Source organism: Scytonema sp. PCC 10023 (assembly GCF_963920835.1).
In the GTDB taxonomy this organism is placed as follows: domain Bacteria; phylum Cyanobacteriota; class Cyanobacteriia; order Cyanobacteriales; family Nostocaceae; genus Kalymmatonema.
In genome coordinates this window covers 44,177-67,144 of the sequence record NZ_CAWUDP010000028.1, presented here as the reverse complement: position 1 = coordinate 67,144, position 22,968 = coordinate 44,177, and the positions used below count along the sequence as shown (strand labels likewise).

Below are 22,968 nucleotides of genomic sequence, written 5' to 3'. Positions count from 1 at the left end.
CTTTTGGCGGGATAGGAGTAATTTGTTATCTTGTGGGAATAGATTTTCCTTACAATCTCTACAAAAGCTTTGAAACAAATTCCAGATATTTACTACAGAAGAATTCGCTTTTCTAACGTAAACATAATGACTTCAAGACGCTAGGTTGAGAAACCCATCCATTAAACAAATCGCTGCGTAAACTCACACATCAAATCCACTCTACCCTTACGTAACATTGCTGGGTCTAATCTTTCTGTGGTGTTGCAAGTCATCAACACAACCAATCGCTGTTGTATATGAATACCACCTTCATCAATGACACTTTGGTACAACGTTCCATCCAGCAAACTCAAAATATGTTCCGTTTTGTTACTGTATTGCGCCACCTCAGAAGCACGATTTTGTGCCAGGTTATCAGCTTCATTAATAATGATACAAATTCTTTCTAAGTATGTTGGCGGGACAAAGTTGGCGATCGCATCATGATCCAAAATAAAAATCACATACCCCAAAGGCATCAAAATTTCTTTTGCGACTGCTTGCGTCCATGCAGTTTTACCCGTACCTGGTTCTCCATGTACCAAAACCGCTAACTGCTTCTGATTAAGAATCGCCTGCTGTACTGAATCAGTAAAGCCTTGAATATCCGTGGGAAAACTCCGAATGGGAAATTGACTGTTAACTTTACCCACACGACTTTGATATCCACTCAGCATAATTGCCAGGTCGTATGTCGCTTTGTTAATCAGTGGAGTCAGATTTTTTGCCATCAAAGTATACTGCCGCCGTCCTCTATCAAAGGAATCTATTTGTAGCCAAACGTCATCCTTAGACCAGTAAGCATAAACGGTGTTAACAACGTCCAAACGCTCCCAGTTGACAAATTTCTCAACTGGCAGATAAAAATCCCGTTCCAAATAATATTGCGTGATGATATCAGGACGTCCTAAGACATCTAAAACGCGTAACACAGTAATTTCTTGAAGACGATTAAGAACATAATCAATTGGAATACTGTTACGGCTGACAAATTGGACGATAGGCGTTTCTGTACTTAAAACGTCTTTGTAACGATGATCTGGTGTTAGAGGGTCGGGTGTGATGTAATTCCAAAATTTTTCTACTTCGTAGCGCGTATTATCAGATACGATATTTAATATATTAGCCCACCAAGTATAATTATTCCGCCCCAAAATTTCAGCAACATTACTTGCTAGATTCAAACTTTTTTGAGTAAACTCCCGCGTGTCGTTAGACAACAGTTGCCATACAAACTCCCAGTCCAACTCTCTATGGAAGGGTCGCCAACCAGTTGCTAGTAAGCTTTGACGGTTACTATTGGCAGGACCGCCTTCGTTGTTTCTATAGTATTCAAAGTCCATATTGTCAGTTGTGCACTTCTTGGTGGAGTCATCCTCTCCTGATGTAGGAGATCTGGCAAAAGTTTTATCGTAATATAAACTACTTACGTCGAAGTTGCCACAGTCATCGTTTATCAGTTGAAAGGAACTCCACCGTAGATACTTGAAGGGTAGATCTTTAAGTTGAGTGATGACACACTCTTTAATCAATTTAGAAATTTTTAGTTTTTGTTTATTTCACCTTATATACTACTTAAATACTACATTATGTGTCAAGGAGGTAGACAAAATTTTTTATTTTTATACAGTCGTAGTAAATGAATAAGGAGTGTTGAGGCGCGCTTTCTTTATGCGGTATGAGGCTAAGAAGGTATGGGTGTAACGGATATTCTTCGCTTGCAGCCCTAAAAAGGCACTACACGCTACAAGCCAATACCCCGGTTTCCAAAGAGGTTTGGTGAACTTTGTATAACAGGCTGCCATGCAGATATGTATCTTCCAGGGTGTTACGTTAAATTATTATTAAATATATTAAGTACTTATGATTTATTTGCTAAACTTTTTATCCACTTTGCATATAATAAAAAAGTGTCTTCTCACTTTGTATGCTTGAGGTATTCTTTCCTTGGAGCTAATTGGGTGAGCAAAGATCATCAACTTGACAGAGTTGAGACACGAGCCAGTCTCATGTGAGCGCCAAAAGACCGCTCACGGAATGCCTCGTTTGTTCTCTCAAGACAGATGATGAACATCATATGAATCTTATGGAGAAGAAATGGAACAGGCACAAGTCGCTATCAGTGATCAAAAGAAGCACAAATGCCAGTCGCCTTTAATATTGGCGGTTGAGGATAATGAAGATAACTTACTGTTGTTGAGTTATGCTCTTGAGTCGCTTGGTTGTAAGCTAATATGTCAAAAGGATAGTTTAACAACAGTACTTGTTGCCAAAGAGTATCAGCCTGACTTGATACTCCTAGATATTTTGTTACCTGGTGTGAGTGGGATTGATATTGTGCGTTCTCTGAAACAAGAACCGCTAACGAGTAACATTGCAGCTATTGCAGTGACAGCATTGGCTAGTGCGGAAGACAGAGAACACATCCTGAATGCAGGCTTCAACGACTACATCAGTAAGCCTTACATGATAGAAGACTTAGAAGCTCTAGTCCGCCGCTACCTCTGTAAGAAATGGAATCCAAATTCAATTTTTGACTTATGTCAGGATGAATCATAATCACGCAGATTTTGGAGTCAAACTTGTGTCTGATAAAGTTCTTCTCCTTCCCTTGTGATTTGGAGTCGGAGTGCGAATACTAGGTGTATCCGTCAAAACAGCAATAATACCAGTACGACCAGTCTCTAATGTGGCATCGCTGAGTATTTCTATCACTGTAACATTTAAAGTTTCTTCAATCAGTGCCTTAAGTTGTGGCTGAATAGCATCATCTAAATCTGAGCGAACCTGTTCAGCCAGTTCTAGGCGACCGGTTTGAGCCAGCAAGAGTTCTGGTGCCGTGATCGAACCTTCCATGACAATCACAACATTTTGATCCGATAGCTGACAGATCACCTTACTGGGTTGATGTCCAAGTTGTTCACGATACAGAGCTTGAATACGTTGTGCTAATGTTCTTTCTACTTGACCGCGAGTTGGTGTTGATGTACTCATGTGTTTCTTTTTCCTAGAGATTTAGACCACTAACGACAAGCCAGAAAGTCATGTGATGAATTATGAGTTACTTAACTTCTGACGCGTCGCTCATACTTGGTTGGAGTTAAAACCCCAAACTACGTCTGTTTAGTTTTTGAGTTGTCGTTAGCAGTGTAGGTTTATCATTAAGTGTAAAAAAACTCAGGAATCCCAAATTACTGATAAAATTATATTGGGAAGAATTGCGGAAATTCACCATCCGAATGCAGTATTTCTCAAAAATTTCTATTTCACCTCTTGGCATAAGCGCTGATACATATATTCTTCAGCCAAAAGCTGCAATGGCGTGGAGCGCAGTGCGGTAGTCCGGAGCACAGGCTAAATTAACAAAGTAGCGTTTTTGCTACTGAGAAGCAAGCGCAATTTACCCAAGTCAAGCAGCCTTTGGAATGAGAGTTACACTCAAGCTTGCTTCGGTAAACGTACAGCGAAGACACTGCCCTTGCCAAGTTCAGAGAAAACCTCGATATTTCCCTTGTGTGATTCAATGATCCGGCTAGATAGATGCAATCCCAAGCCGCTGCCAGCACGTTTATTTTTACCTTGGCGAAAGCGCTCAAAGATTTTTGCTTGGTCTTCTTTTGCAATGCCGTATCCTGTATCTTGTACCTCAATGATCACCCAAGGATTACCGTGAGGGTTTGAGGGTGTTTCAGAAATAGTAATATTTACACTGCCTGTATCTGTAAACTTAATAGCATTTCCTATAAGATTGCTGATCACGCGCCGTAATTCTAGGCGATCGCCCTTCACCACACCAGCAGTTTCGTCTTGTGAATCTAACTTGCTCTTGTCTACATTCACAGCCAACCCTTTCTCAATCGCTAGAGAACTGAGTTCTTGAACAACTTCTTCAACGAGAAGCCCCATATTGCAGCTTTCCATTTGCAAAGTCTTTTTCCCCGCCTCGAAGCGGTAGACTTCTAGGAGGTTGTTCACCATTTGCAACAAATTTTGGTTGCTGCGCATCATGGCGGATATAGCGGATTTCATGTCCTCAGAAATTGGGCAGAATGTTTCTTGCTCAAACAAAAGCAGCATGCGATCTGCGGCGACTAAGGGAGTTCGCAAATCGTGAGTCAGACGTGAAACAAAATCCTCGCGTTGGCGTGCCATTTTTTGTTGTTCATCAATACTGTGTTTGAGTCGCAGCATTGATCGCACTCTTGCCAGTAACTCCTCATGATTGAATGGTTTGCGAATAAAATCATCTGCTCCTGCATCCAAGCCTTCGACAACACTTGCATCGTGATGTGCCGTTATCAGCAGTATTGGAATATATGATATTTCTGGATTCTTACGAATGCGGCGTGTCACTTCATAGCCATCCATTCCCGGCATCATGACATCTAGCAGAATCAGATCGGGTGGAGACTGAACAACTTGCTCTAAAGCATCCATACCATTGTCTACTAACCCAACTTCATATCCTTCAACCTCTAAAATTGTCTGTAGCAACACGAGATTATCAGGATTGTCATCAACGGCAAGTATACGTTCTACTTTGGAAGCTTCTTCGTCTAACATAGTTATTTGCTTTATAGAGAATAAAAATTTATAGTTTGATTTCGCTTTTCTATTTTAGAATTACCTGTCTCTACTCTTGTTTTGCAGACCTTCTTGAGCAAAGCGAGAATTTTCCTGCTTCCAAAAACTTTTTTTGGCGGACGCATGAGTATTTGATGCCCCATCTGCACCGTGTTGCATTGAGGATGATATTTGACGGGGGAGTTGAATCCGAAAGACAGAACCTTGACCTAACTGACTTTCAACGGTGATGTTACCACCCATCATTTGCACCAGCGCTTTTATGATTGGCAAACCCAGTCCTGTCCCAGGATACTTGCGAGTGGTACTTTGATCAACTTGCCGGAAAGCTTCAAAAATATTTTCGAGATCCGCAGGAGCAATACCTATACCAGTATCGCAAACCGCAATTTCCACTTGATTTCCTGGCACTTCCTTAAGTTCAACTGCAATACTGCCAGACTCTGTAAACTTGATGGCGTTTGAAAGCAGATTTGTTAGAATCTGTCGTATACGAGTTGGATCATTAAACACGACAAGGTTTTGCAACTCAATTTGAATCAACAAAGACAGATTTTTTTCCTCTGCCAGAGAACGCATCTCTTGCACGGTAGCATTGACGAGCTTTGACAAATCAAAGATTTCTGGTTTTAAATCTAACCTTCCTGCCTCTAATTTAGAAAAGTCGAGAACTTCATTGAGCAGCATCAGCAAATGCTTGCCATTGTTGAAGATACGCTGTATCATGTCTTGTTGCTTATCTGTCAGTTCACCACACTTAGGACGCAACAAGAGCTGAGAAAACCCAATGATGGCATTCATGGGAGTCCGCAATTCATGAGACATTGTTGCCAAAAACTGCGACTTTAGCCGTGATGCTTCAATCAGTTTCAAATTTTGTAGTTCTATATGTCGCCGCTGTGCTTCCAGTTCCTGGTTCTTACGAATGAGTAGCGAATTACTTTCGCGCAGTTGTTGATTTGCTAAAGCGACCTGCATTTCTGCACGGTGAACCCGGATGGTATTGCGCAAAATCTGTCCCAAGATTTCTGATGATAACCGCGACTTGGAGAGATAATCGCTAGCACCTGCTTTCATCAGTTCAACTGCTATCTGGTCGTCTCCTTGACCTGTAAGGACGACAACAGGCACTCTGATATTATTGGAACGTAGGTTTTGCAGTAGGCTTAAACCATCTTGGTCTGGTAAGCGATAGTCAAGAAAGACACAGTCATACGAAGTAGCATTATTTAGGAGAGCGATCGCACTTTTGCCATCGCCCACCTCAGACAGTTCCATTTCAACGCCTGCTTTGGTAAGCGCACGACGCACTGCGATTCGGTCTACTTCGTCATCGTCTACTACTAAAATTTTGAGTTTCTCTTCCATTACTTCTAGCCATTGCCATGACACACACTATTTTTCTTTATATCAGTTATCTTTTCTGAGCAAATGTCTAAAATTTTATTGTTAGAAGTTGCTTTAAAAAAAATTTAGTTAAATTTTATAGTCGAAGAAAGCTAGTTAAACAACCAACAATGGATCACTAACAACACTATTTCCAGATCTCAAACCTCATATTGCCCCAAATATTAGCTTAAGGCATTTCGCACAATGTCCAATACTTATTCAGCGTTGCCATGAGTTCAATAAAGTTCGCGAAAGTGACAGGCTTAAGGATATAGCCAGCAACGTTGAGGTTGTACGCTTCTACGCGGTCTTTATCTTGATTTGAGGTGGTCATAACTACCACAGGGGTTGGTTTTAATTGAGGGTCAGAACGTAATTTTTGCAGAAACTCTATTCCTCCCATTTTAGGCATATTTAAGTCTAGTAAAATCAAGCGTCGCTCTACAGGAACCTCAGGCGGCTCACCGTTTTTGCTACGCAACATTGCTAGCGCCTCAATTCCATTGGTAGCAACATAAAGTGGATTATTAATATTTACTTTCTTGAATGCCCGCTTTACATTCATGACATCAACTTCGTCATCCTCCACAAGTAGTATGTTAATCACTTTTTCTGACATTTCCTTTGATTGAATACAACTTGTTTGCTCTACATTCCAGCGGATTGATAAAAATTACTGGAATTAAGATGGCAGATAATTGCCTCTGGATGTGTCATAGCACTAAAGCACTAGGACAAACAGCCTAACTAGACTGAGAATGATTATCTAAAAAGCAGACACAGCCAAATCAGAGTAAAAGAAAATACCCCCTTTAGCTCATCATAATTCTAGACACACAGTGATGCAGCCGTCTTCAGCCCTTGGTCAGAAGTACAAATTAACTCCCCACAAGAGTGTGAAGCGACGACCAGTGGAATCAGACTCAGCACTATTGAAGTGGTTGCTTGAGCCAAGTGAAACGGAAAGTGCTTCCTACTCCTAAGAGCGACTCTAAGGTAATGGTACTGCCTTCTGTTTCAATTATTTTCTTAACAATTGCTAAACCAATTCCTGTGCTTTCTTTTTGGTCGCGAGCTTCTAGCGTTTGGAAGATTTGAAAGACCTTATCATAATACTCAGGGGCAATGCCGGGACCATCGTCACAGACAGCAAATTCATAGTACTGTCCTTGGTCTAGTACGGAAACTTTCACATGACCATCTGTTCTGTTGTGGTGCTTAATCGCATTACCAATCAAGTTGCTAAACACTTGGAAAAGAGGTAGTCGCTTGGTCACAAAGCTAGGCATTCCTGGTTCGACCTCAATCGTGAAAGTTTCTGGCGGGTCGAGGAAGTCAATCACTTCCCTCAGCAATGCGTTAACATTCACCATTGATGATGGAGTTTGAGTGCGTCCAACTCGTGAATATTCTAGCAAACCGTTGATCAGCCCTTCCATACGACTGACTCGCCCTCGTAACAGGCGCATCTGGTGTTGGTTTTCCTCTGGAAGTGTATCTGCGAGGTCTTCTTCTATCCATTCTGAGAGGCTGGCGATCGCCCGCAACGGTGCTTTCAAGTCATGAGACGCGACATAGGCAAACTGATCGAGTTCATCGTTACGTTTTTTCAACAATGTCGTCGTTTGCGCCAAGATTGTATTCATGCGCGTGAGTTCTTCTGCTCTCTGCTGGAGAGCAATTTCTACTTCTTTGCGATCGCTAATATCAATACACGAACCAATGTACCCAGCAAAACTGCCATCTGGATTCCATCGGGGAGTTCCTTTATCTAAAATCCAGCCATATTCACCATCAGAACGTTTGAGGCGGTATTCACGCGCGTACGATTCCCTCGCATCAAACGCACTGATATATGTCTCTAAACAATGCTCGATATCTTCAGGATGCACTCCTTCGGTCCAGCCATTGCCTAGTTCTTGTTCGATTGTACGTCCGGTAAATTCCAACCAACCACTATTAAAGTAAGTACGCAGCGTATCCGAACCAGACACCCAAATCATCACCGGAGCATTTTCTGCCATCGCTTGGAATCTTTCCTCGCTTTCCCGCAACGCTTGTTCTGACTGCTTGCGCTCAGTAATATCTGTAACTGTCCCAACGTAGCCAATCACCTGACCATCATCCTCAGTTTCTGGCACTGCTTGTGAAAATACCCAATTTATTCTCCCATTAGGATGCACAAAGCGAAACTCATACTTAAATGGCAGGTATTCTGGAATAATTTGCTTGACTTGCGAGTCGATACGCTCTAAATCTTTTGGATGGACAGCAGATCGCCAACCTTTTCCCAGAGCATCTTTTAGAGAAAGTCCAGCAATTTCACACCATCGTTCATTAACATAATGACAGTTTCCCGACAAATCTGTCCGAAAAATCCCCACAGGAGATATTTGTGCTAGAGTTGCCCACCTGCGCTCACTTTCTTGCAACGCCCGTTGGGCTTGCTTGCGCCCAGTAATGTTATCAAAGGCAATTCCAACACACCGATTTGGTAATGGAAACACTTTAACGCTGAAATAGCTACCGGGTATGCGTTCATCGCCGTAATAAACTTCATACTGATCTATTGTTCGACCAAAATAGGCAACCTCTGCGTACAGTTCCAAAGATGTTCTCCTTTGCACCAGCATATTAGGAAAACAATCAACAATTTGCTTGCCAACATCTTGTTCGAGAGATATTCCAGTCAGGCGCGATGCAGCAGGGTTTGTAGTCACTAACCGCAACGAGGTCATATCGTTCGGGTCTTCTAAATGCCACACAACCAAGCCGAATTGCATATTGTTGACAATATCCCTGTAAAGTTGGTCTTGTCCGTTAAGTGCCTCCAACTGTACTTGGGCTTGTTCACGCTGCAATTGTTCAACAATTCGGTGATTTGGCGAATGCTCTAAATCTCCATCAGGGAAAATGCGACCTTCTGCGACTAATAATACTATCTGCCCAGTTTCATCTCGCAATGGGTTAATATAGAAGTCAACAGTTGCGGGTGGATTGTTTGAGCGAGCGGCATTGACTTGACAGCGAATGCATTTTCCTTTGGCTGCATGAGCAATTGCTTCTCGTAAGATTGCCTGACCTGCTAAATCCCACCAGTTCACTTGCCAAAACAAGCGACCAATCACTTGGGCGTTCGTCAGTCCTCCAAATTCTAAGGCTGTTTGATTAGCTTCAACGAGAGTGCCATCTGGCTTCATTAATCCCATAAATTGAAAGGTCTGGTTGAAGATGGCACGAAAACGTAGCTCACTTTCTCGTAAAGCTGCTTCGACCTGCTCTAATTTCTCTGTATTGGTGTCAGCAGGTTTGAAATATTGAACCATACCTTTGTTTTTTGTTAAATTTTCTTAAAGATGATAGAAAAGAAGCGTTATAGTTGAATTTTCAGCCAGAGTTATTTAGTAGCGAAAAACGAGTAACAAATGCTTAATTAGGACTCAATGACTGGGAAAGACACATTCTTCGATCAAAGGTAATCGCTTTCATCCGTCTGGTAAATAGGTAGTTGCGTCATTTGAGGGGTACCAGTTGGAATGTGTACAAGTATTTCATAATATTTCATAAATATTCCATATATCCCAAGCTAGATATTAACTGTGTCAAATGGGAGGAAGATAGTAAGCCCCTTATTTCTATCGGTGGATGCAAGTTTGATAAAATATCATCTATCTTTGGTTTTGGAAAATAAAAGAAACACTTTGCAAAAGGTCGGCTCTTGACAGATGCAATTTACACAGAGTGAGTGTAGCAATGAGTGAAATTAGTATCGTTTTAATTGAAGATCATGACCTGACAAGAATGGGGCTAAAGGCTGCACTACAGTCAAATAGCACACTTCGAGTTGTTGGTGAAGCACCAAATGGGACAAAAGGGCTGAAACTTTTGGAAACAGCTAAGCCAGATGTAGCTGTTGTGGATATTGGTTTGCCTGACATAGATGGAATTGAACTCACCAGAAGATTCAGACAGCACCAAACAGAAACAAATGATTCATCAACGAAAATCCTTGTTCTGACAATGGATCATTCAGAAGATGCTGTGCTTGCGGCTTTTGCAGCCGGGGCTGACTCCTACTATATGAAGGATACAAGCATCGATAAGTTGACGGAAGCAATTCAAGCGACTCACACAGGTAACTCTTGGATCGATCCGGCGATCGCTAACGTGGTGCTGCAGCAAATGCGGCAAGGTATCCCAGAAAACCAGGCATCTGATAAGCCCAAGACTGTAAAAATTGAGGCGTTGTCATCTGAGTACGAGCAAGTTTTAGAAACTTATCCACTCACACAACGAGAACTGGAAATTTTAGAGTTGATTGTCGCTGGGTGTAGCAACGGACAGATTGCTGAGAAACTATACATCACAGTTGGTACCGTTAAGACCCATGTCCGCAACATCCTGAATAAACTGTGTGCCGATGATCGTACCCAAGCTGCTGTTCGCGCTTTACGTTCTGGCTTAGTCGCATGAAGCATATACTGATTTTGGATTGAGCTTTGTCAATCATCAAATTAGTCCAACCTGAATCACTTGCCTCAGCACCCTACTCTTAAGAGGAAATGCACTGTATAATTCTGACAATTGCAGTCACAATCTGATCACAGATTGAAATTCCCAACAAAAGTGCGCATACAAGAGTGCCTATAACCTTTCAGTTGAGTGATGAACACGAGTTCAAACACTCTAATCTACTTTGCATTTCCTCTGACGTGCTAGGTTCAATATCAGTCTTCCAAACACTCACTTGAGTACAGTGTGTTGTAGTGTGAATGCCAATTTGTAGATTTAGCGGTTTTCTTTTATCATTTCTCCTCTTGTCTGTTGTTTTGACTTATGACGAATAACTTAATGACTTTTATACAGCATCAATGACATTGACCACCGAAGAAATAAGAACTTGGTTTATGTCCTAGATAGCATTTAACTTTCGGACTGATATTTTGCAGCCTTCTCAATAATTCCTCATATCAGCTAGAAACTTCCAGTTTTTGGCTGATAATTTCTTTTTATTTTCATATCATTATATTCTTGCTAAATAACTCCAAAATTTTTATATCAGAACTTTCGATATCAGCCAAAAGTTAAGAATTTTTACCAGGAATTGAGCTGGTGTAATCGGTCAGTTTTGCCTGATTAAAAATATTGATAAGCAAAAGTATATTTAAGTAGATTTAATTTAAATATAATACAATACAGTTCAGTTAAGTGTGATTTGTGACACTTGCATAAGTGTAGTGAAAGTGCATACTACGTCTCTACAGAAATCATTAGGCTTTATTTCTAACAGTTATCTCTTGCGACGGAATTGCTACTGGACTTGCGGTAGAAGAGCCGTTTAGTTTGAATTGATAGATTAAAGATAGCACTATTAAGGAATTGGAGAATCAAAATATGAATATTATTGCTTGGATTGTTCTTGGTCTTATAGCTGGCGCAATCGGTAAAGCTATTTATCCTGGTCGTCAAGGCGGTGGAATTCTTTCCACTATGATCTTGGGTATTATTGGAGCATTTGTTGGAGGTAGCATAGTTAGCTTGTTACAGACAGGAACAATCCAACTAACTGCAGCTACCCTGAGTATTCCTGGTTTGATTGTTGCTATTCTTGGCGCAATGATTGCCATTTTCATATGGGGCTTAATCACTCGTCGCAGCGCTGTTTAGCTTGATGATAGTAGAAACAATGGTTAGAGCCGATTTTTTAGGGCTAACCTTTTTTTGTTCCAAGCTATCAAAATACTCCACTGTGTAATGTAGTTATACACAGTGGAATATTTCATAAAAAATTCCGTCACTAAACCTTTTAACTGAGTTACGCGAATAGACTATTCTAAAACTTTCTTCACCTCATCTTTTAAATTCTCGGTAGTGTGAATAACTTGGGCTTCAGCTTGCTTGGCTTGACCCTCAGCCTTATCTTGCGGATTGCCACTCAAGTCACCAACTACCTCTTGAATTTTGCCTTCAATATTTTTTGCTGTTGCTTCTATTCTCTTCTCAACGCTCATATCGTACCTCTTCTCTTAGCTATTATTTCTCTATATCAAAGAAAGTATCAGGATTTGGTTTGCTGGGTACCTATCAGAAGAAAGATTTGACGCATAAAAAAAGCAGAATTTTATTAATTTTTCTATAGAAAATGACTTGATATAAATTAATATAAAGTCCTATCTCATGATAGATGCAAGTAACAAATATCAAGTAAGATAAAAAATATCTTTTCCGGATTAAATGTTGTCAAAATTTCCTAATAAGTGGGCTGTGAGGAAATAAATGTAAACCTTTAAGGAAAGATAAAGGCTAATTTGTCGCTCAGGATAAATACCTTTGAAATAATTAGGGAAAGATGAGCAATGATTTCTTTGGCTTTATTAGCCGAGAAGTTGTGATACAACGCGTCTATAACAGATTTTTGATAACGAAATATTTACCATAAAACAAAGTACTCATGACAAGCAAAGTATGGGTGTAGGAAGAAAGCGTAGAAAAAATGTATGGGTCAATGAGATAAATGACATTATTCGGGGTGTATGTGGAGGTTTTTTGTTTGGCATTCCTTTGCTCTACACAATGGAGGTTTGGTGGATAGGATCACTGGCAAAACCTTCAATGATGATGTTGGCGATCGCACTAACGTTCGTTGTGATTTTCCTACTTAACCGCACAGAAGGTTTTCGCAGAAGCAGACGGAACTCACCAGCTTATGCATCAGTCACAGATACTGTAGAAGCAATAGCGATTGGATTGACTTGCTCTGCCTTTGTGCTGTTGTTACTCCAAGAACTAACACCTGAAACTCCCCTAAAAGAACTCTTGGGTAAAATCGTCTTTGAAGGTGTACCATTTAGCTTAGGTGTGGCATTAGCCAACCAGTTTTTAGGAGACACTCGTGATGCCAATGCTCCAGGGCGAACGGGCGCTCAAGCAAATGACGAAATCACAAAGAAACCAGACGAGTTATCCGCCACCTTTGCCGACATTGGTGCAACCTTGATTGGTGCAACTGTCATTGCATTTAACATCGCGCCAACAGATGAAATTCCTATGTTAGCAGCAGCCGTGACACCGCCTTGGCTTTTGGCAATTATTGCCACATCTGTGCTAATTTCCTATGGCATAGTGTTTGAAGCAGGCTTTTCAGATCAGCAAAAGCGCAGACAGCAACAAGGAATTTTCCAACGACCTATAAGCGAAACTGTGATGGCATACTTGGTTTCACTGCTAGCAGCAGCTTTTATGTTGTGGTTCTTTCAAAAATTAACTTTTGACGACCCCTGGACCATTTGGCTGGAACACACTTTGCTGCTGGGATTACCTGCAACTATCGGCGGTGCAGCAGGACGGTTAGCAGTATGAGTCAAACAGATGAATTAACGAATGGGAAAAAAGAACAACAGCAACCAAAGAGAACACCAGCTGAACGGGTAACTTTCGGTGCAGCTTCATTTCTCCTAGCAGTGGTTGTGAGTTTGGTAGGTTATACGTGGCTCAACGAAAAGCATCAACCCCCTGTCCTTTCTGTCAGCAACAAGACAATTCGGGAAGTGAATGGACAGTTTTATGTTCCTTTTGAGGTTGTTAATACTGGAGGAGAAACGGCTGAGTCGATTCAGATTATGGCTGAGTTGCAAATGAACGGTGATGTAGAAGAAACGGGGGATTTGCAGATTGATTTTTTATCTAGTGGTGAGAAGGAAGAAGGAGCGTTTATCTTCAGAACTGACCCTCGACAGGGTCAGTTAACAATAAGAGTTGCTGGTTACAAATTGCCCTAATAGCCAAAAGAGTCAATAGCCAACAGTTACTATAGGCTGTTGACTATTGACTGTTTTGACTATTACCAATTGACTAAACAGTCGCTTTCGCCTTAGACCAAACGCCATTCTCATCTTCATCATATTGCTGATGAACTGCTTCCCAAGCAGCTTGTTCAGCCTTGGTTTGGTCATTTGTCTCATTGAATGCAGTGTTATAGCGCTCAATAAATGTGCGCTGAGCTTGCTCAGAAAGATGAGAGCGAATCTCTGGAGACAAATCCTCTGGGCTGTTGCAGGCACCAGTACAAGCACGAGGCAGCGTCTGCTCGCTTGTGTGAACTTCTTCGCCACCAGCACTTTCTATCAGCAATTGGTATTCTCCAGCGCGATCGCCAGCAACTTCTGCCATCACCAAGAACTCACCAGCCTGCAAGCGGGTTTGGTAAACTGCGGCTTTGTCTTCTGGCATTCCCAATGTGGTGAGAACAGATACCAAACCAGCCCCTGCGCTGCCGGCGATCGCTCCACTTGCAGCCCCTAGCAACACTGCACCAATAGGACCTGCTGCTACAATCGGACCAACAAAAGGAATGAACAGTACCCCTACACCTGTAAGTAAGCTAAGGAAGGAGCCGAACAAGGAACCAAAGATTGCCCCGCTTCTCAAACCTCCGAGAATCACATCCCTCTTACTAATAAAGCCAGCAATTCGAGTTTCTGACTGGAAGTTTCTGCCCAATACCGAGATATGATCCCTGGAAACACCTCGGTCTAGTAAACGCCGAATCACATCATCAACTTGCTTCTGTTCTTTAAAAACAGCTGAGATGGTACGTTCTGCTGTATATGTTTCAGGCACTTAAAGACTCCTTGAATTTTGCTTTTCCAGTCGGCAGACTGAGGGGGGTAGATGCGGTAGATGCACGAAACCTCAGTCTGCCATTGTCAACTTAGACGCTATGCTTTGGGTTAAATCTGCTGCTGGCTACACGCCTACAGGGGTTTTGGTTTCTGCTATCTGGTTAGAACCGTCTGCTTGCAGTGACTGCCCTTCAATAAATGAGCGCAGCATCCAAGCCATCTGCTCATGCCCTTCCATTAGTCCTGTCAGGAAGTCAGAGGTTCCCTGATCGTGGAACTGCTCAGCAGTCTGATCCACATGATCACGCAGGTTCCGAATAACTTGCTCGTGGTCATCTACCAGTCGAGCCACCATGCCAGTTGCTGTGGGGACGTTACCAGCTTCTTCCTTGAGAGTAGCAATTTTGAGAAATCCTTCCAATGTACCAACAGGGTACCCGCCCAAGGCACGAACCCGTTCCGCTATGGAATCGATAGTTTCAGTCAGTGCTTGGTAATGCTCTTCCCAAATTTGGTGCAGGCTGCGGAACTGAGGTCCAACAACATCCCAGTGGAACTTTTTCGTTTTCACCAACAGTACATAGGCGTCTGCCAAATCTTGATTCAACAGATTAATCACACCTTGACGTTGTTCTTCCGTCAAACCAATGTTTATCTTGCGCATTACTTTAAATCCCTCAGCGAGCTTCTTTACTAACCTTCACAAATTCCATCCCCTACAATCATCAACCAAAGGAAGGATTGTACTTTTTTCATCAAGAGGAAAAATCAGACTTTTCTCATTAAATAGAAATAGACATCTTGACTAGGCAATCAAGATGTCTACTAAACGGTGATAACTATGCAAACTGCTCAAAACGCTAGAACATTGAGCAATAATTTATTTGTCACACCCACTTTCAAAACACACTGTCGCTAAAAACCATGAAATGCAGGTTACTTGTTACCTGTGAGTTTACCCAACGCGTTCTTAACTTGATCTTCTACTGTCTTTGCTTGTGCAGAATTCTCAGGACGCTTCATCTTCTCAATATCAGCAGCTCCCTGAATCTCGTTAAGTCCCTCGTTTGATCTCTGTTGTGTCTCTTCCAATCCTGGAGGTGCTTCTGTAGATAGTTGGTCTGTTTCTTTCTGAATTCCAGTTAGCTGTGTAACCTCATCTTCAGGATTGCTTGTTGTGCTACCGATCGTCGCAGCAGCGGGCAAAGCATAAGAGAAAATTAGTAAGGCACAAGTAAATGCCACAATGATAAAACGCACTGGACGCAACATAGATAAACCAAAACCAATATTCTTCATTTAAACTCCTCCAAAAATTAAGCCATCCAACACTCACGCCTGGTTACACCCTTGGCTGACAAGCATCATAAATACTGTCTGTTGTGAATCTTGGATACACTCTAGCTTACCCAATTTGGTATCTCTCGAGAAAGTTTTGAGCAGTGCTTGCAAAACAATCTTAACTTTCAACACAGAAGCGTATGCTTTAATTTTGTCAATTTGAGTGTTAAAATATGCCTGCGCTTCTATTTTTACTTGCTTGATTGCTGCTACCAACGAGATTTCGTTAAGGGTCAGGCTAATCTTCTTTCTACTTTGAATAAACAGACATATGAATCGACCTGTAGACTGAAATTTTATTTCTGTACTGCTATACAGAATCAACCTACAGGTAGATAAAAATTGTGCAATTTTGGCAAGTTAAGCTCTAATTGCTAATTGCATTAACTATGTAATTATTACTAATATAGTAAACAATCTTAACATATGAAATTTCTATGTAAATTTTTTATTTTTTAACAACAAACAGTAGATACAACCCCTAACTATCTAATCGCTAACCTCGGGCTATACCCAGCCATATAGTATTTTTATCGTAAATTAAAGGGTTTAAGACCACGAGCGTCTATAGGTAGTACGCCAGATGTCTCAAGTCGGGAAACCATGAAGGCAGAGCCGGCACGAGGGAAACCCTCCCGCAGTGCTGCCTCACCACGACACTGGCTCCTCAGTTTCAGTCGGGGTTGAAATCCAAGGAGTGAAACTGTCTTCAATTTTGAATTAAGAATATCGCGAATTTTGAATTGTTAAGTCCTTCCACCCATAAGCTAATTCTTTTAGCGTGACTCCACCACACTCAATCTGCTTTTCATACACCTTCTGACCCCCAAGGGCTTCATAAAATCTACATGCAGGATTATCGGCTAAAACCCAGACCAACATCGAGTGCAACCCTATCTCAAGGAGCCTTTCAACCACTGAGCAAGTCAGGCGGCGTCCAAGTCCCTGTCGCTGGTAGTCAGCTTGAATATAGATAGCGTATAACTCACCCTTATATATTGGGTCACTAGTTCGTTCTGAACCACCATTGGCAAAAGCAATAATCTGCCCAGTTCCGTCCTCGGCAACATAAATAAAATGCTGGTTCTCTGCTGCTGTACTGAGCATTTGTCTCCAGCTACTCTCTCGCTTTTCATAAGACAAATTAGCGAGGTATTCATCTGGTATAATCCCACAATATGTCGTTCGCCAAGTATCTACATGAACTTTGGCGATCGCCAACGCATCCTCTAACCTTGCTTCTCGCACAATCATAAGAATCTGTGTTTCTGATCTGTACCTAAAAAATTAGGTACAGATGTTTGGTGAAGCCAATGACCTATTCAGTTTTTAAGCTTCAGAAAAAGTGCTGGTATTTACAAAAACAACCGTCGTTCTTGGTAATAAACCTGTTGAATATTTTGTATCTCTTCGATTAGTTTTACTTTTGCCATTCTCTGAGCCTGTCTATCGAATTCATCATATTTGATGTGAGAAATATTTTTGTTTTTTGCCTCCTCTGGAGGCGGTCGGTGTTGATTAATTAAAGAGATGTAGAACATAAATCTTTAGGTTTAGAGGTTTAAATATTTTTGTATTACGTTTAATAGTTTTATGCTACAAAAAAACTACATTGAGTGTCAAGGGGTTGGGAAAAATTTTTTTTCAATTATCCAACCAAAGAACTTATTAAAACAGTGAACAGCTACCTACGCAGTAACGCCTGCTATGGTGGGGGATTTAAACCCGCCACCAACGCTTATGCCTACGGCACGTCTCTTGACGAACGGTGCACAGGAGTGTGGTGTTTCCCGCTGCGGATGAAACTGATAACTGATAACTGGTAACTGTTAAAGTTAGCTTTACGCCTGTGCTCTTTACAGCGCTTCTCAATTGCAGAAACGACAAACCACATGGTAGGGGCACAGCAATGCTGTGCCCGAAAAAACCAACCTGTGTTCTAACCAATTAAAAAACTGCTGTATTTATCAACAAGTGGAGAAATATAGCTGATGGCAATATTTTGTCATCAGGCTAAACAATAACACTCCAAACTTGCAGCAAATTATGAACAATTTGTGGCATTCAAACTACTAAAAATATAGAAATAGATTAATGACAACTGTTAGCTTTCAGCAACCAAGCTGAAAGCTAAAAGCTAATCATTCGCTTACGACAGAGGCTTTGTGTTGAGCTTGTTGCCAAAGTTTGTAAAGGAAGAACTCAGTGGCTTCACTGATTGCCGTGACAAACACACCCTCAGCATCCTGAGAACCATTTGATAGCCAACAACCCCGGAGAGTGACTTCCACGCATTCGTGATCACAACCGCACAAAGCAATGATTTCACTGTCTTCTTTTTTAACAAGAGTCTTAAGCATTTCTACTCCTGGCAAATGAACAGGAAGCAAAAAGGAAGCAGTACTGGGTTCAACGCATAGACATTGACCGACTCGCACTGCCAAAATCACTCGCTGCGTTACCCATTCTTCTAGCGACTGAGCTAAACACTCTAAGTAAAAGCTCGTTTCGGTGTATGTTAATTTCAGCATTCCTTATGCTCTCCTGTTATTCCAGGTTTGCTTGCACATTCTGCTTTGGATGTCCAAGTCTAGTGGCTCAGTCTTATTTGCCACTAACAGTACAATCGCCCGCTTAATATTAACCCGACATAGTGGCAAGTAATTTTGAAAAAACACTACCACCGATTGCTCTAAAACTTGCATCGCGCTTGTCACAGCTTGACTCCTTATAAACAAACCCCCGCTTCTTGTTTGCTGAAAGCGGGGGTTAGAATTTGACCTTTAAGTCTTCTGCTTCTATATCGGTACAGCATGCTGTTGTCTGTACCTCCCGCTTCGTTGTTTTAGTTTTCGTGCTGCATTCAGCACACCAATGTTGGCATATCGAGAATCATAATTACCCTCTGTGAGTTGCCATTTATTCCGGCTACCGTCTCCCATAAATAAATACTCCACTCCCACAGCGGCTGATTTCCAACTAAATCGGCAGTTGGCAACACGCAAGGAAGTAGAGATGGGGTAAACGGATTTCACAGAAAATTTCACCTATTGAACATTCCTTTAAACATACTACACTTGTATTACTATCCTGTCCATACTTTAAGGAGAAAAAGTGATGCATACAATAGCTCGCACACCAACCACCGACATGGAAGTCACCAGCATCCGCTTAGAACGGGAATTGAAAGATAAACTCAAAGAACTCGCTGGGAATCAGGGATATCAAGCTCTGATTCGAGACATCCTCTGGAATTACGTCCAGCAAAAATCAGGTGAGTGGAAACCCCGATTTTCGCGAGCCGATATTCGCGCTAGCATAGCCGCAACAGCACAACAAGAAGAACGCTGTGTACTCACAGGTCAACTCATTGCGCCGAAACAACCGATGTTGCTAGGACTTACAAGAAATGGCGAGATGGTTCCTCTAAGTGTCGAGAGTTTAGCTCCTTAAACTTTTGTTCAAGTGAATGCAGCCTAGTTGCGCCATGTGATATTGCAACTAGGCTGCATTCATTTTTGGCTCTATGGGGAATTCACCGATCCGCACGTAAGCGCTTGCGCGCACACTGAGCGCAGAGCGCCCCTGAAGCGGCGTACAAAGCAGCGTCTGGGCTACTGAGAAGGCATAGGACATAGTGGGGATTAGGGGCGAGGGGGAAAAGGGTTCTTAGGGTAATGACAAGTGTTCATCCGGACTTGATATGATGCTGTTTCGGCAGCAGGAGATCCAACAACAGTTGATAAAAACCTAAATATGAAAAAGAAGTAAAATATTGTAAAGAATATGAGTCAGAGAATAACGCCTAAAAAAATTTTTGGCTGTTTGGGGGAGTTGACCATAAAGGATCTGTGAAGCCTTACGCTCTCCAGTATTTTCTTTTCGCTAGTTCAATCGCTTCTTACTGATTCAACAAAAGGATGGCGTGAAAAAAATATTACTATTTTTTAATTTTAATATCAGTGTTAACGCGGATTAATTTTATGGGATTTTAGCTTGAATTCCAGAGAAATTACGGTTTATGTCTAAACGCAGACAGGATATCCTATCTCAAGGTGAGTAAGTCATTGAAGGCGAAGAACACCCAACCATTCTTTGGCTACAGGATCTTAAATAGATAGATTTTTAATATTTTTTTTCTAAAGAGAAATAGGTTGTTTAAGATACGAAGCATTTCATCATTTCGATTGGTCATCTCAAATAGAAAGGGGCTATAACAGGTGAGAGATAGTTTTAAGAAAAAATTTGCAATTCATCAGGGTGCAGTAGCACAAGCTTTGGGTGAAATATGCCGAGAGGTTGCTTACGAAGAAAATGAGGTCAATATTCAAGAGTGTGCCAAGAATGAACAAGCCTTTATTGCCGTCCAAGCGCCTAAATGAAGTAGAGCGACAAAAACAATACCCGCATGGAGCGCTGATGCAGCATCAGGAAGAACCTGCCTACCACTTAGTACAAAAAATTAATAAAATCATCGCCAATAGCTCAACTCCAAAAAGGATGCTGCAAGATATTGCCAAAGTGCTAGGAGTTGCCTTTAAAGTAGATTGGTGTAGCTTAGTCACAGTATCACTTGAGGTCTCGAGCGACGCAATCACGGCTAATTGGTCTGTCGAAGAGAATTTAGAGTTGTCTGAAACAGATGAAATGTTCTCTAGTGCGCAGCAATTAGACTTACCAGTGATGGAATGCGCTAGTGAAACATTGACTATTGAGGATATTTCAACAATTCAAAAAAGTTTGGCAATTGGGCGTCAATCTTTGCCACTGACTATAAAGGCAAAGGCTGTTTTGGCAATCCCGACTCGGTTAGGTGGTAAAAATAACGGCGTCATTGGTTTAATCAAATCGCAGCCATATAATTGGAGTGAATCCGAAAAAAAACTATTAAATGCAGTAGAACCGTGTTGCGCGATCGCATTCTCTCAAGTTGCACAAGCACAGCAGATTGCTGATCAAAATCAGTACGTGCAAACTTATGTCCAGCATCAAAGCTTAATCAAGCAACTCACTGTACTTAGTCGTAGCAACCTGGAGTTAAATCAAATGCTTCAGTTAGCGCTTGCTTCCACAGCAGAAGCTCTGCAAGCGGATCGTGGTTTGCTGATACTACTAAAATATACTGATCCGTTGTTTAGATCTCGAGCAAAAAAACAAATTCCCAAAGCAAAAGCGACGGTTGTAGGAAAATGGTATAAAGAAACAGAAATTGCCCTAACTCATCAGTTAGACACTTCAGAGACTTCCTTTTTTCTTGCCGACTGTAGTTTATGCCAGCGTGCCTTTTTAGACTCCGGAAAACCTTTAATCATCAATGATGATACAGATTTACAAGATACTTTAACAGTTGCCCCAGTATTTGCACTAGAAGTGCTGCCTGCAGTGCTATTAATGCCCTTAGAGATTCAAGGCAAAGTATTGGGATTTCTGGTGTTACAGCAAGCAGTTGCTCGCAATTGGCAATCAACAGAACTGAATATAGTACAAATGGTCTGTGCTCAACTTAGCAACGCCATAATTCAAACACAAACATTGCGGCAAGTACAAACGTTGGTAGATGAACGCACAGCACAACTGCAACGCAGTTTGGAAGTCCAAGCAAAACTTTACGAAGTTAAGCGCCAACAAACAGAACAGTTGCAGAAGCTTAACGATTTGAAGGATGAATTTTTAAGCAATATGAGCGATCGCTTGCGCCATCCACTTACAAGGATGCGTTTGGCTATCCGTAACTTACGTCAAATGGGGCAATTAAACGAGCGTCAAATGAAATACGCCGACATGATAGAGCAAGATTGCACCGATGAAATTAATTTGATTAATGATTTACTAACGCTACAGGAATTGGAAACTCGTCACGAGCGCCCGCAGTTAGAAACGACGGATTTAAATGCCAAAATTCATGATTTAGCAGCCGCTTTTGACACCAAACTCGCAGACAAAGGCATAAGCCTTTCCCTAGATTTACCAGATTCGCCACTCACACTCGAAACCGAAGTAGAGAGTTTTGACCGTATTCTGCAAGAGTTATTAACAAATGCTAGCAAATACTCGCAACATGACACTGTTGTGCATTTGCAAGCGACTCATCAGGTCAATCAACAAGTTGATCAAGTTATTATTAAAATGATCAATATCGGACATGGCATCTCAGAAGAAGAAGCCACTTACATATTTGATCGGTTCCGTCGAGGTAAAGGCAGATGGACTCCAGGAACGGGCTTGGGACTTGCGCTCGTCAAGTCTTTAGTGCAACATCTAAATGGGGCAATTGCAGTGGAGAGTACGCCCATTGATGATTCCAGCTTAAGCAAAATCTGCTTTACCTTGACGCTACCCCAATTTTCTACTGAAAGTGACTCATATTCCCAAAGTGACTGAAGAACACAACATCGAACAGGAACTGGATTTATCAGCCATCGGCGACGACACCGATCTCGATTTGAATTCGCCTGCTGATACAGATGATTTACAAGCTGTAGAAGTCCAAATTGAGAAAATAGCAGAACGACAGCGACAAATCACTGCTATGCTTCAAATTCCCCAACCAGTACAACAAGTCTGGAAAGTACTCACAGATTATGAAGCTTTAGTTGACTTCGTCCCCAACTTAACGAAAAGCCGCCTCCTTGAGCATCCTCAAGGAGGTATTCGTTTAGAACAAGTGGGATCTGGGCGCTTTGTTGGCTTTAACTTTTGTGCTCGTGTCGTTCTCGACTTAGAAGAATACTTCCCCAAGGAAATTAATTTCCGTATGGTAGAAGGAGATTTTAAAGAGTTTTCTGGTAGCTGGCAACTACAGCCTTATTCCCTTGATCACCAGAAAGCAACTCATCTGTGCTATACCGTGAAGGTTTGGCCGAAACGTACTATGCCAGTCGGAATCATTGAGCGTCGTCTCAGTAACGATATGCGCTTGAACCTTCTTGCAATTCGTCAAAGGGCGTCACAATAATGAAGAAAGAAGAGAAAATAATGAAAAAAGAAGAGAGAAAACTTATAGTTTCTATCT

26 protein-coding genes and 1 pseudogene are annotated in these 22,968 nt (G+C 41.6%); 10 read left to right on the top strand and 17 right to left on the bottom strand.

Annotation, left to right across the window (positions count from 1 at the left end; all coding sequences use genetic code 11):
* Positions 1 to 161 precede the first annotated feature (161 nt).
* On the bottom strand, positions 162 to 1,364 hold the full coding sequence (locus ACM0OZ_RS18410; RefSeq protein WP_414584274.1) for an AAA family ATPase: 1,203 nt from the start codon (positions 1,362 to 1,364) through the stop codon (positions 162 to 164).
* A gap of 754 nt (positions 1,365 to 2,118) precedes the next feature.
* Here ACM0OZ_RS18410 and ACM0OZ_RS18405 point away from each other — a divergent pair.
* Positions 2,119 to 2,580 (top strand): response regulator, encoded by a 462-nt coding sequence (locus ACM0OZ_RS18405; protein WP_414584272.1) that lies wholly within the window; start codon positions 2,119 to 2,121, stop codon positions 2,578 to 2,580.
* On the opposite strand, the gene ACM0OZ_RS18400 is transcribed toward ACM0OZ_RS18405, so the two are convergent.
* The 5 genes from ACM0OZ_RS18400 to ACM0OZ_RS18380 all read right to left on the bottom strand — a co-directional run bounded on the left by ACM0OZ_RS18400 (position 2,581) and on the right by ACM0OZ_RS18380 (position 9,320).
* A complete protein-coding gene (locus tag ACM0OZ_RS18400; RefSeq protein WP_414584271.1) occupies positions 2,581 to 3,015 on the bottom strand; it encodes a DUF2294 domain-containing protein in 435 nt (144 codons plus the stop codon).
* A 444-nt stretch (positions 3,016 to 3,459) separates the two neighbouring features.
* The gene (locus ACM0OZ_RS18395; protein ID WP_414584270.1) at positions 3,460 to 4,584 is read right to left on the bottom strand and encodes a response regulator; all 1,125 of its coding nucleotides are present in this window, start codon (positions 4,582 to 4,584) and stop codon (positions 3,460 to 3,462) included.
* Positions 4,585 to 4,644: 60 nt separating this feature from the next.
* A complete protein-coding gene (locus ACM0OZ_RS18390; protein ID WP_414584310.1) occupies positions 4,645 to 5,973 on the bottom strand; it encodes a hybrid sensor histidine kinase/response regulator in 1,329 nt (442 codons plus the stop codon).
* Positions 5,974 to 6,181: 208 nt separating this feature from the next.
* On the bottom strand, positions 6,182 to 6,613 hold the full coding sequence (locus ACM0OZ_RS18385) for a response regulator (protein ID WP_041036727.1): 432 nt from the start codon (positions 6,611 to 6,613) through the stop codon (positions 6,182 to 6,184).
* Positions 6,614 to 6,923: 310 nt separating this feature from the next.
* A complete protein-coding gene (locus ACM0OZ_RS18380) occupies positions 6,924 to 9,320 on the bottom strand; it encodes a PAS domain S-box protein (RefSeq protein ID WP_414584269.1) in 2,397 nt (798 codons plus the stop codon).
* A gap of 427 nt (positions 9,321 to 9,747) precedes the next feature.
* On the opposite strand from ACM0OZ_RS18380, the gene ACM0OZ_RS18375 reads away from it, so the two are divergent.
* Positions 9,748 to 10,467 (top strand): response regulator, encoded by a 720-nt coding sequence (locus ACM0OZ_RS18375; RefSeq protein WP_041036725.1) that lies wholly within the window; start codon positions 9,748 to 9,750, stop codon positions 10,465 to 10,467.
* A 921-nt stretch (positions 10,468 to 11,388) separates the two neighbouring features.
* Positions 11,389 to 11,661 (top strand): GlsB/YeaQ/YmgE family stress response membrane protein, encoded by a 273-nt coding sequence (locus ACM0OZ_RS18370; protein ID WP_414584267.1) that lies wholly within the window; start codon positions 11,389 to 11,391, stop codon positions 11,659 to 11,661.
* 161 nt (positions 11,662 to 11,822) lie between these two features.
* Here ACM0OZ_RS18370 and ACM0OZ_RS18365 read toward each other — a convergent pair whose 3' ends face one another.
* Positions 11,823 to 12,005 (bottom strand): CsbD family protein, encoded by a 183-nt coding sequence (locus tag ACM0OZ_RS18365; RefSeq protein ID WP_041036722.1) that lies wholly within the window; start codon positions 12,003 to 12,005, stop codon positions 11,823 to 11,825.
* Positions 12,006 to 12,459: 454 nt separating this feature from the next.
* Between ACM0OZ_RS18365 and ACM0OZ_RS18360 the strand changes: the two genes are divergently transcribed.
* Both ACM0OZ_RS18360 and ACM0OZ_RS18355 read left to right on the top strand, forming a co-directional pair.
* Complete coding sequence (locus ACM0OZ_RS18360; RefSeq protein WP_414584265.1) at positions 12,460 to 13,353, top strand: TIGR02587 family membrane protein; 894 nt, start codon at positions 12,460 to 12,462, stop codon at positions 13,351 to 13,353.
* Positions 13,350 to 13,772 carry a TIGR02588 family protein gene (locus ACM0OZ_RS18355; RefSeq protein ID WP_414584264.1) on the top strand — a complete coding sequence of 141 codons (423 nt, stop codon included), beginning with the start codon at positions 13,350 to 13,352 and terminating at the stop codon, positions 13,770 to 13,772. Before ACM0OZ_RS18360 ends, ACM0OZ_RS18355 begins: the two co-directional genes overlap by 4 nt.
* A 73-nt stretch (positions 13,773 to 13,845) precedes the next feature.
* Here ACM0OZ_RS18355 and ACM0OZ_RS18350 read toward each other — a convergent pair whose 3' ends face one another.
* The 7 genes from ACM0OZ_RS18350 to ACM0OZ_RS18320 all read right to left on the bottom strand — a co-directional run bounded on the left by ACM0OZ_RS18350 (position 13,846) and on the right by ACM0OZ_RS18320 (position 17,497).
* The gene (locus tag ACM0OZ_RS18350; RefSeq protein ID WP_414584263.1) at positions 13,846 to 14,613 is read right to left on the bottom strand and encodes a ChaB family protein; all 768 of its coding nucleotides are present in this window, start codon (positions 14,611 to 14,613) and stop codon (positions 13,846 to 13,848) included.
* A gap of 126 nt (positions 14,614 to 14,739) precedes the next feature.
* Positions 14,740 to 15,279 carry a Dps family protein gene (locus tag ACM0OZ_RS18345; protein ID WP_414584262.1) on the bottom strand — a complete coding sequence of 180 codons (540 nt, stop codon included), beginning with the start codon at positions 15,277 to 15,279 and terminating at the stop codon, positions 14,740 to 14,742.
* Positions 15,280 to 15,551: 272 nt separating this feature from the next.
* The gene (locus ACM0OZ_RS18340; RefSeq protein ID WP_414584261.1) at positions 15,552 to 15,914 is read right to left on the bottom strand and encodes a hypothetical protein; all 363 of its coding nucleotides are present in this window, start codon (positions 15,912 to 15,914) and stop codon (positions 15,552 to 15,554) included.
* Between the two features lie 33 nt (positions 15,915 to 15,947).
* Positions 15,948 to 16,172 (bottom strand): hypothetical protein, encoded by a 225-nt coding sequence (locus ACM0OZ_RS18335; RefSeq protein ID WP_414584260.1) that lies wholly within the window; start codon positions 16,170 to 16,172, stop codon positions 15,948 to 15,950.
* A 314-nt stretch (positions 16,173 to 16,486) separates the two neighbouring features.
* A complete protein-coding gene (locus tag ACM0OZ_RS18330) occupies positions 16,487 to 16,669 on the bottom strand; it encodes a hypothetical protein (RefSeq protein ID WP_414584259.1) in 183 nt (60 codons plus the stop codon).
* 7 nt (positions 16,670 to 16,676) lie between these two features.
* A complete protein-coding gene (locus ACM0OZ_RS18325; RefSeq protein WP_414584258.1) occupies positions 16,677 to 17,210 on the bottom strand; it encodes an N-acetyltransferase family protein in 534 nt (177 codons plus the stop codon).
* A 101-nt stretch (positions 17,211 to 17,311) separates the two neighbouring features.
* On the bottom strand, positions 17,312 to 17,497 hold the full coding sequence (locus ACM0OZ_RS18320; protein ID WP_414584257.1) for a hypothetical protein: 186 nt from the start codon (positions 17,495 to 17,497) through the stop codon (positions 17,312 to 17,314).
* Between the two features lie 135 nt (positions 17,498 to 17,632).
* On the opposite strand from ACM0OZ_RS18320, the gene ACM0OZ_RS18315 reads away from it, so the two are divergent.
* Entirely contained in the window at positions 17,633 to 17,782 is a 150-nt protein-coding gene (locus tag ACM0OZ_RS18315; protein WP_414584256.1) for a hypothetical protein, read from the top strand.
* 315 nt (positions 17,783 to 18,097) lie between these two features.
* Here the strand turns inward: ACM0OZ_RS18315 and ACM0OZ_RS18310 are convergent, their stop codons facing one another.
* The 3 genes and pseudogenes from ACM0OZ_RS18310 to ACM0OZ_RS18300 all read right to left on the bottom strand — a co-directional run bounded on the left by ACM0OZ_RS18310 (position 18,098) and on the right by ACM0OZ_RS18300 (position 19,003).
* Entirely contained in the window at positions 18,098 to 18,487 is a 390-nt protein-coding gene (locus ACM0OZ_RS18310; RefSeq protein ID WP_414584255.1) for an alr0857 family protein, read from the bottom strand.
* A 42-nt stretch (positions 18,488 to 18,529) separates the two neighbouring features.
* Positions 18,530 to 18,673, bottom strand: a pseudogene (locus ACM0OZ_RS18305) (HNH endonuclease); the annotation flags it as partial.
* A gap of 81 nt (positions 18,674 to 18,754) precedes the next feature.
* Entirely contained in the window at positions 18,755 to 19,003 is a 249-nt protein-coding gene (locus ACM0OZ_RS18300) for a hypothetical protein (RefSeq protein ID WP_414584254.1), read from the bottom strand.
* A gap of 70 nt (positions 19,004 to 19,073) precedes the next feature.
* Between ACM0OZ_RS18300 and ACM0OZ_RS18295 the strand changes: the two genes are divergently transcribed.
* The 4 genes from ACM0OZ_RS18295 (at position 19,074) to ACM0OZ_RS18280 (ending at position 22,911) form a co-directional block, all read left to right on the top strand.
* Entirely contained in the window at positions 19,074 to 19,409 is a 336-nt protein-coding gene (locus tag ACM0OZ_RS18295) for a hypothetical protein (protein WP_414584253.1), read from the top strand.
* A 767-nt stretch (positions 19,410 to 20,176) separates the two neighbouring features.
* The gene (locus tag ACM0OZ_RS18290; protein ID WP_414584252.1) at positions 20,177 to 20,338 is read left to right on the top strand and encodes a hypothetical protein; all 162 of its coding nucleotides are present in this window, start codon (positions 20,177 to 20,179) and stop codon (positions 20,336 to 20,338) included.
* Complete coding sequence (locus tag ACM0OZ_RS18285) at positions 20,301 to 22,337, top strand: GAF domain-containing protein (RefSeq protein WP_414584251.1); 2,037 nt, start codon at positions 20,301 to 20,303, stop codon at positions 22,335 to 22,337. The genes ACM0OZ_RS18290 and ACM0OZ_RS18285 overlap by 38 nt, the downstream gene beginning before the upstream one ends.
* Positions 22,306 to 22,911 carry an SRPBCC family protein gene (locus ACM0OZ_RS18280; protein ID WP_414584309.1) on the top strand — a complete coding sequence of 202 codons (606 nt, stop codon included), beginning with the start codon at positions 22,306 to 22,308 and terminating at the stop codon, positions 22,909 to 22,911. The genes ACM0OZ_RS18285 and ACM0OZ_RS18280 overlap by 32 nt, the downstream gene beginning before the upstream one ends.
* The last annotated feature ends 57 nt before the right edge of the window (positions 22,912 to 22,968 follow it).

Bases quoted from the DNA above. Each gene is read 5' to 3' on its own strand.
- ACM0OZ_RS18410 (WP_414584274.1), bottom strand. From the start codon at position 1,364: ATGGACTTTGAATACTATAGAAACAACGAAGGCGGTCCTGCCAATAGT.
- ACM0OZ_RS18405 (WP_414584272.1), top strand. From the start codon at position 2,119: ATGGAACAGGCACAAGTCGCTATCAGTGATCAAAAGAAGCACAAATGC.
- ACM0OZ_RS18400 (WP_414584271.1), bottom strand. From the start codon at position 3,015: ATGAGTACATCAACACCAACTCGCGGTCAAGTAGAAAGAACATTAGCA.
- ACM0OZ_RS18395 (WP_414584270.1), bottom strand. From the start codon at position 4,584: ATGTTAGACGAAGAAGCTTCCAAAGTAGAACGTATACTTGCCGTTGAT.
- ACM0OZ_RS18390 (WP_414584310.1), bottom strand. From the start codon at position 5,973: ATGGAAGAGAAACTCAAAATTTTAGTAGTAGACGATGACGAAGTAGAC.
- ACM0OZ_RS18385 (WP_041036727.1), bottom strand. From the start codon at position 6,613: ATGTCAGAAAAAGTGATTAACATACTACTTGTGGAGGATGACGAAGTT.
- ACM0OZ_RS18380 (WP_414584269.1), bottom strand. From the start codon at position 9,320: ATGGTTCAATATTTCAAACCTGCTGACACCAATACAGAGAAATTAGAG.
- ACM0OZ_RS18375 (WP_041036725.1), top strand. From the start codon at position 9,748: ATGAGTGAAATTAGTATCGTTTTAATTGAAGATCATGACCTGACAAGA.
- ACM0OZ_RS18370 (WP_414584267.1), top strand. From the start codon at position 11,389: ATGAATATTATTGCTTGGATTGTTCTTGGTCTTATAGCTGGCGCAATC.
- ACM0OZ_RS18365 (WP_041036722.1), bottom strand. From the start codon at position 12,005: ATGAGCGTTGAGAAGAGAATAGAAGCAACAGCAAAAAATATTGAAGGC.
- ACM0OZ_RS18360 (WP_414584265.1), top strand. From the start codon at position 12,460: ATGGGTGTAGGAAGAAAGCGTAGAAAAAATGTATGGGTCAATGAGATA.
- ACM0OZ_RS18355 (WP_414584264.1), top strand. From the start codon at position 13,350: ATGAGTCAAACAGATGAATTAACGAATGGGAAAAAAGAACAACAGCAA.
- ACM0OZ_RS18345 (WP_414584262.1), bottom strand. From the start codon at position 15,279: ATGCGCAAGATAAACATTGGTTTGACGGAAGAACAACGTCAAGGTGTG.
- ACM0OZ_RS18340 (WP_414584261.1), bottom strand. From the start codon at position 15,914: ATGAAGAATATTGGTTTTGGTTTATCTATGTTGCGTCCAGTGCGTTTT.
- ACM0OZ_RS18325 (WP_414584258.1), bottom strand. From the start codon at position 17,210: ATGATTGTGCGAGAAGCAAGGTTAGAGGATGCGTTGGCGATCGCCAAA.
- ACM0OZ_RS18320 (WP_414584257.1), bottom strand. From the start codon at position 17,497: ATGTTCTACATCTCTTTAATTAATCAACACCGACCGCCTCCAGAGGAG.
- ACM0OZ_RS18310 (WP_414584255.1), bottom strand. From the start codon at position 18,487: ATGCTGAAATTAACATACACCGAAACGAGCTTTTACTTAGAGTGTTTA.
- ACM0OZ_RS18295 (WP_414584253.1), top strand. From the start codon at position 19,074: ATGCATACAATAGCTCGCACACCAACCACCGACATGGAAGTCACCAGC.
- ACM0OZ_RS18285 (WP_414584251.1), top strand. From the start codon at position 20,301: ATGAACAAGCCTTTATTGCCGTCCAAGCGCCTAAATGAAGTAGAGCGA.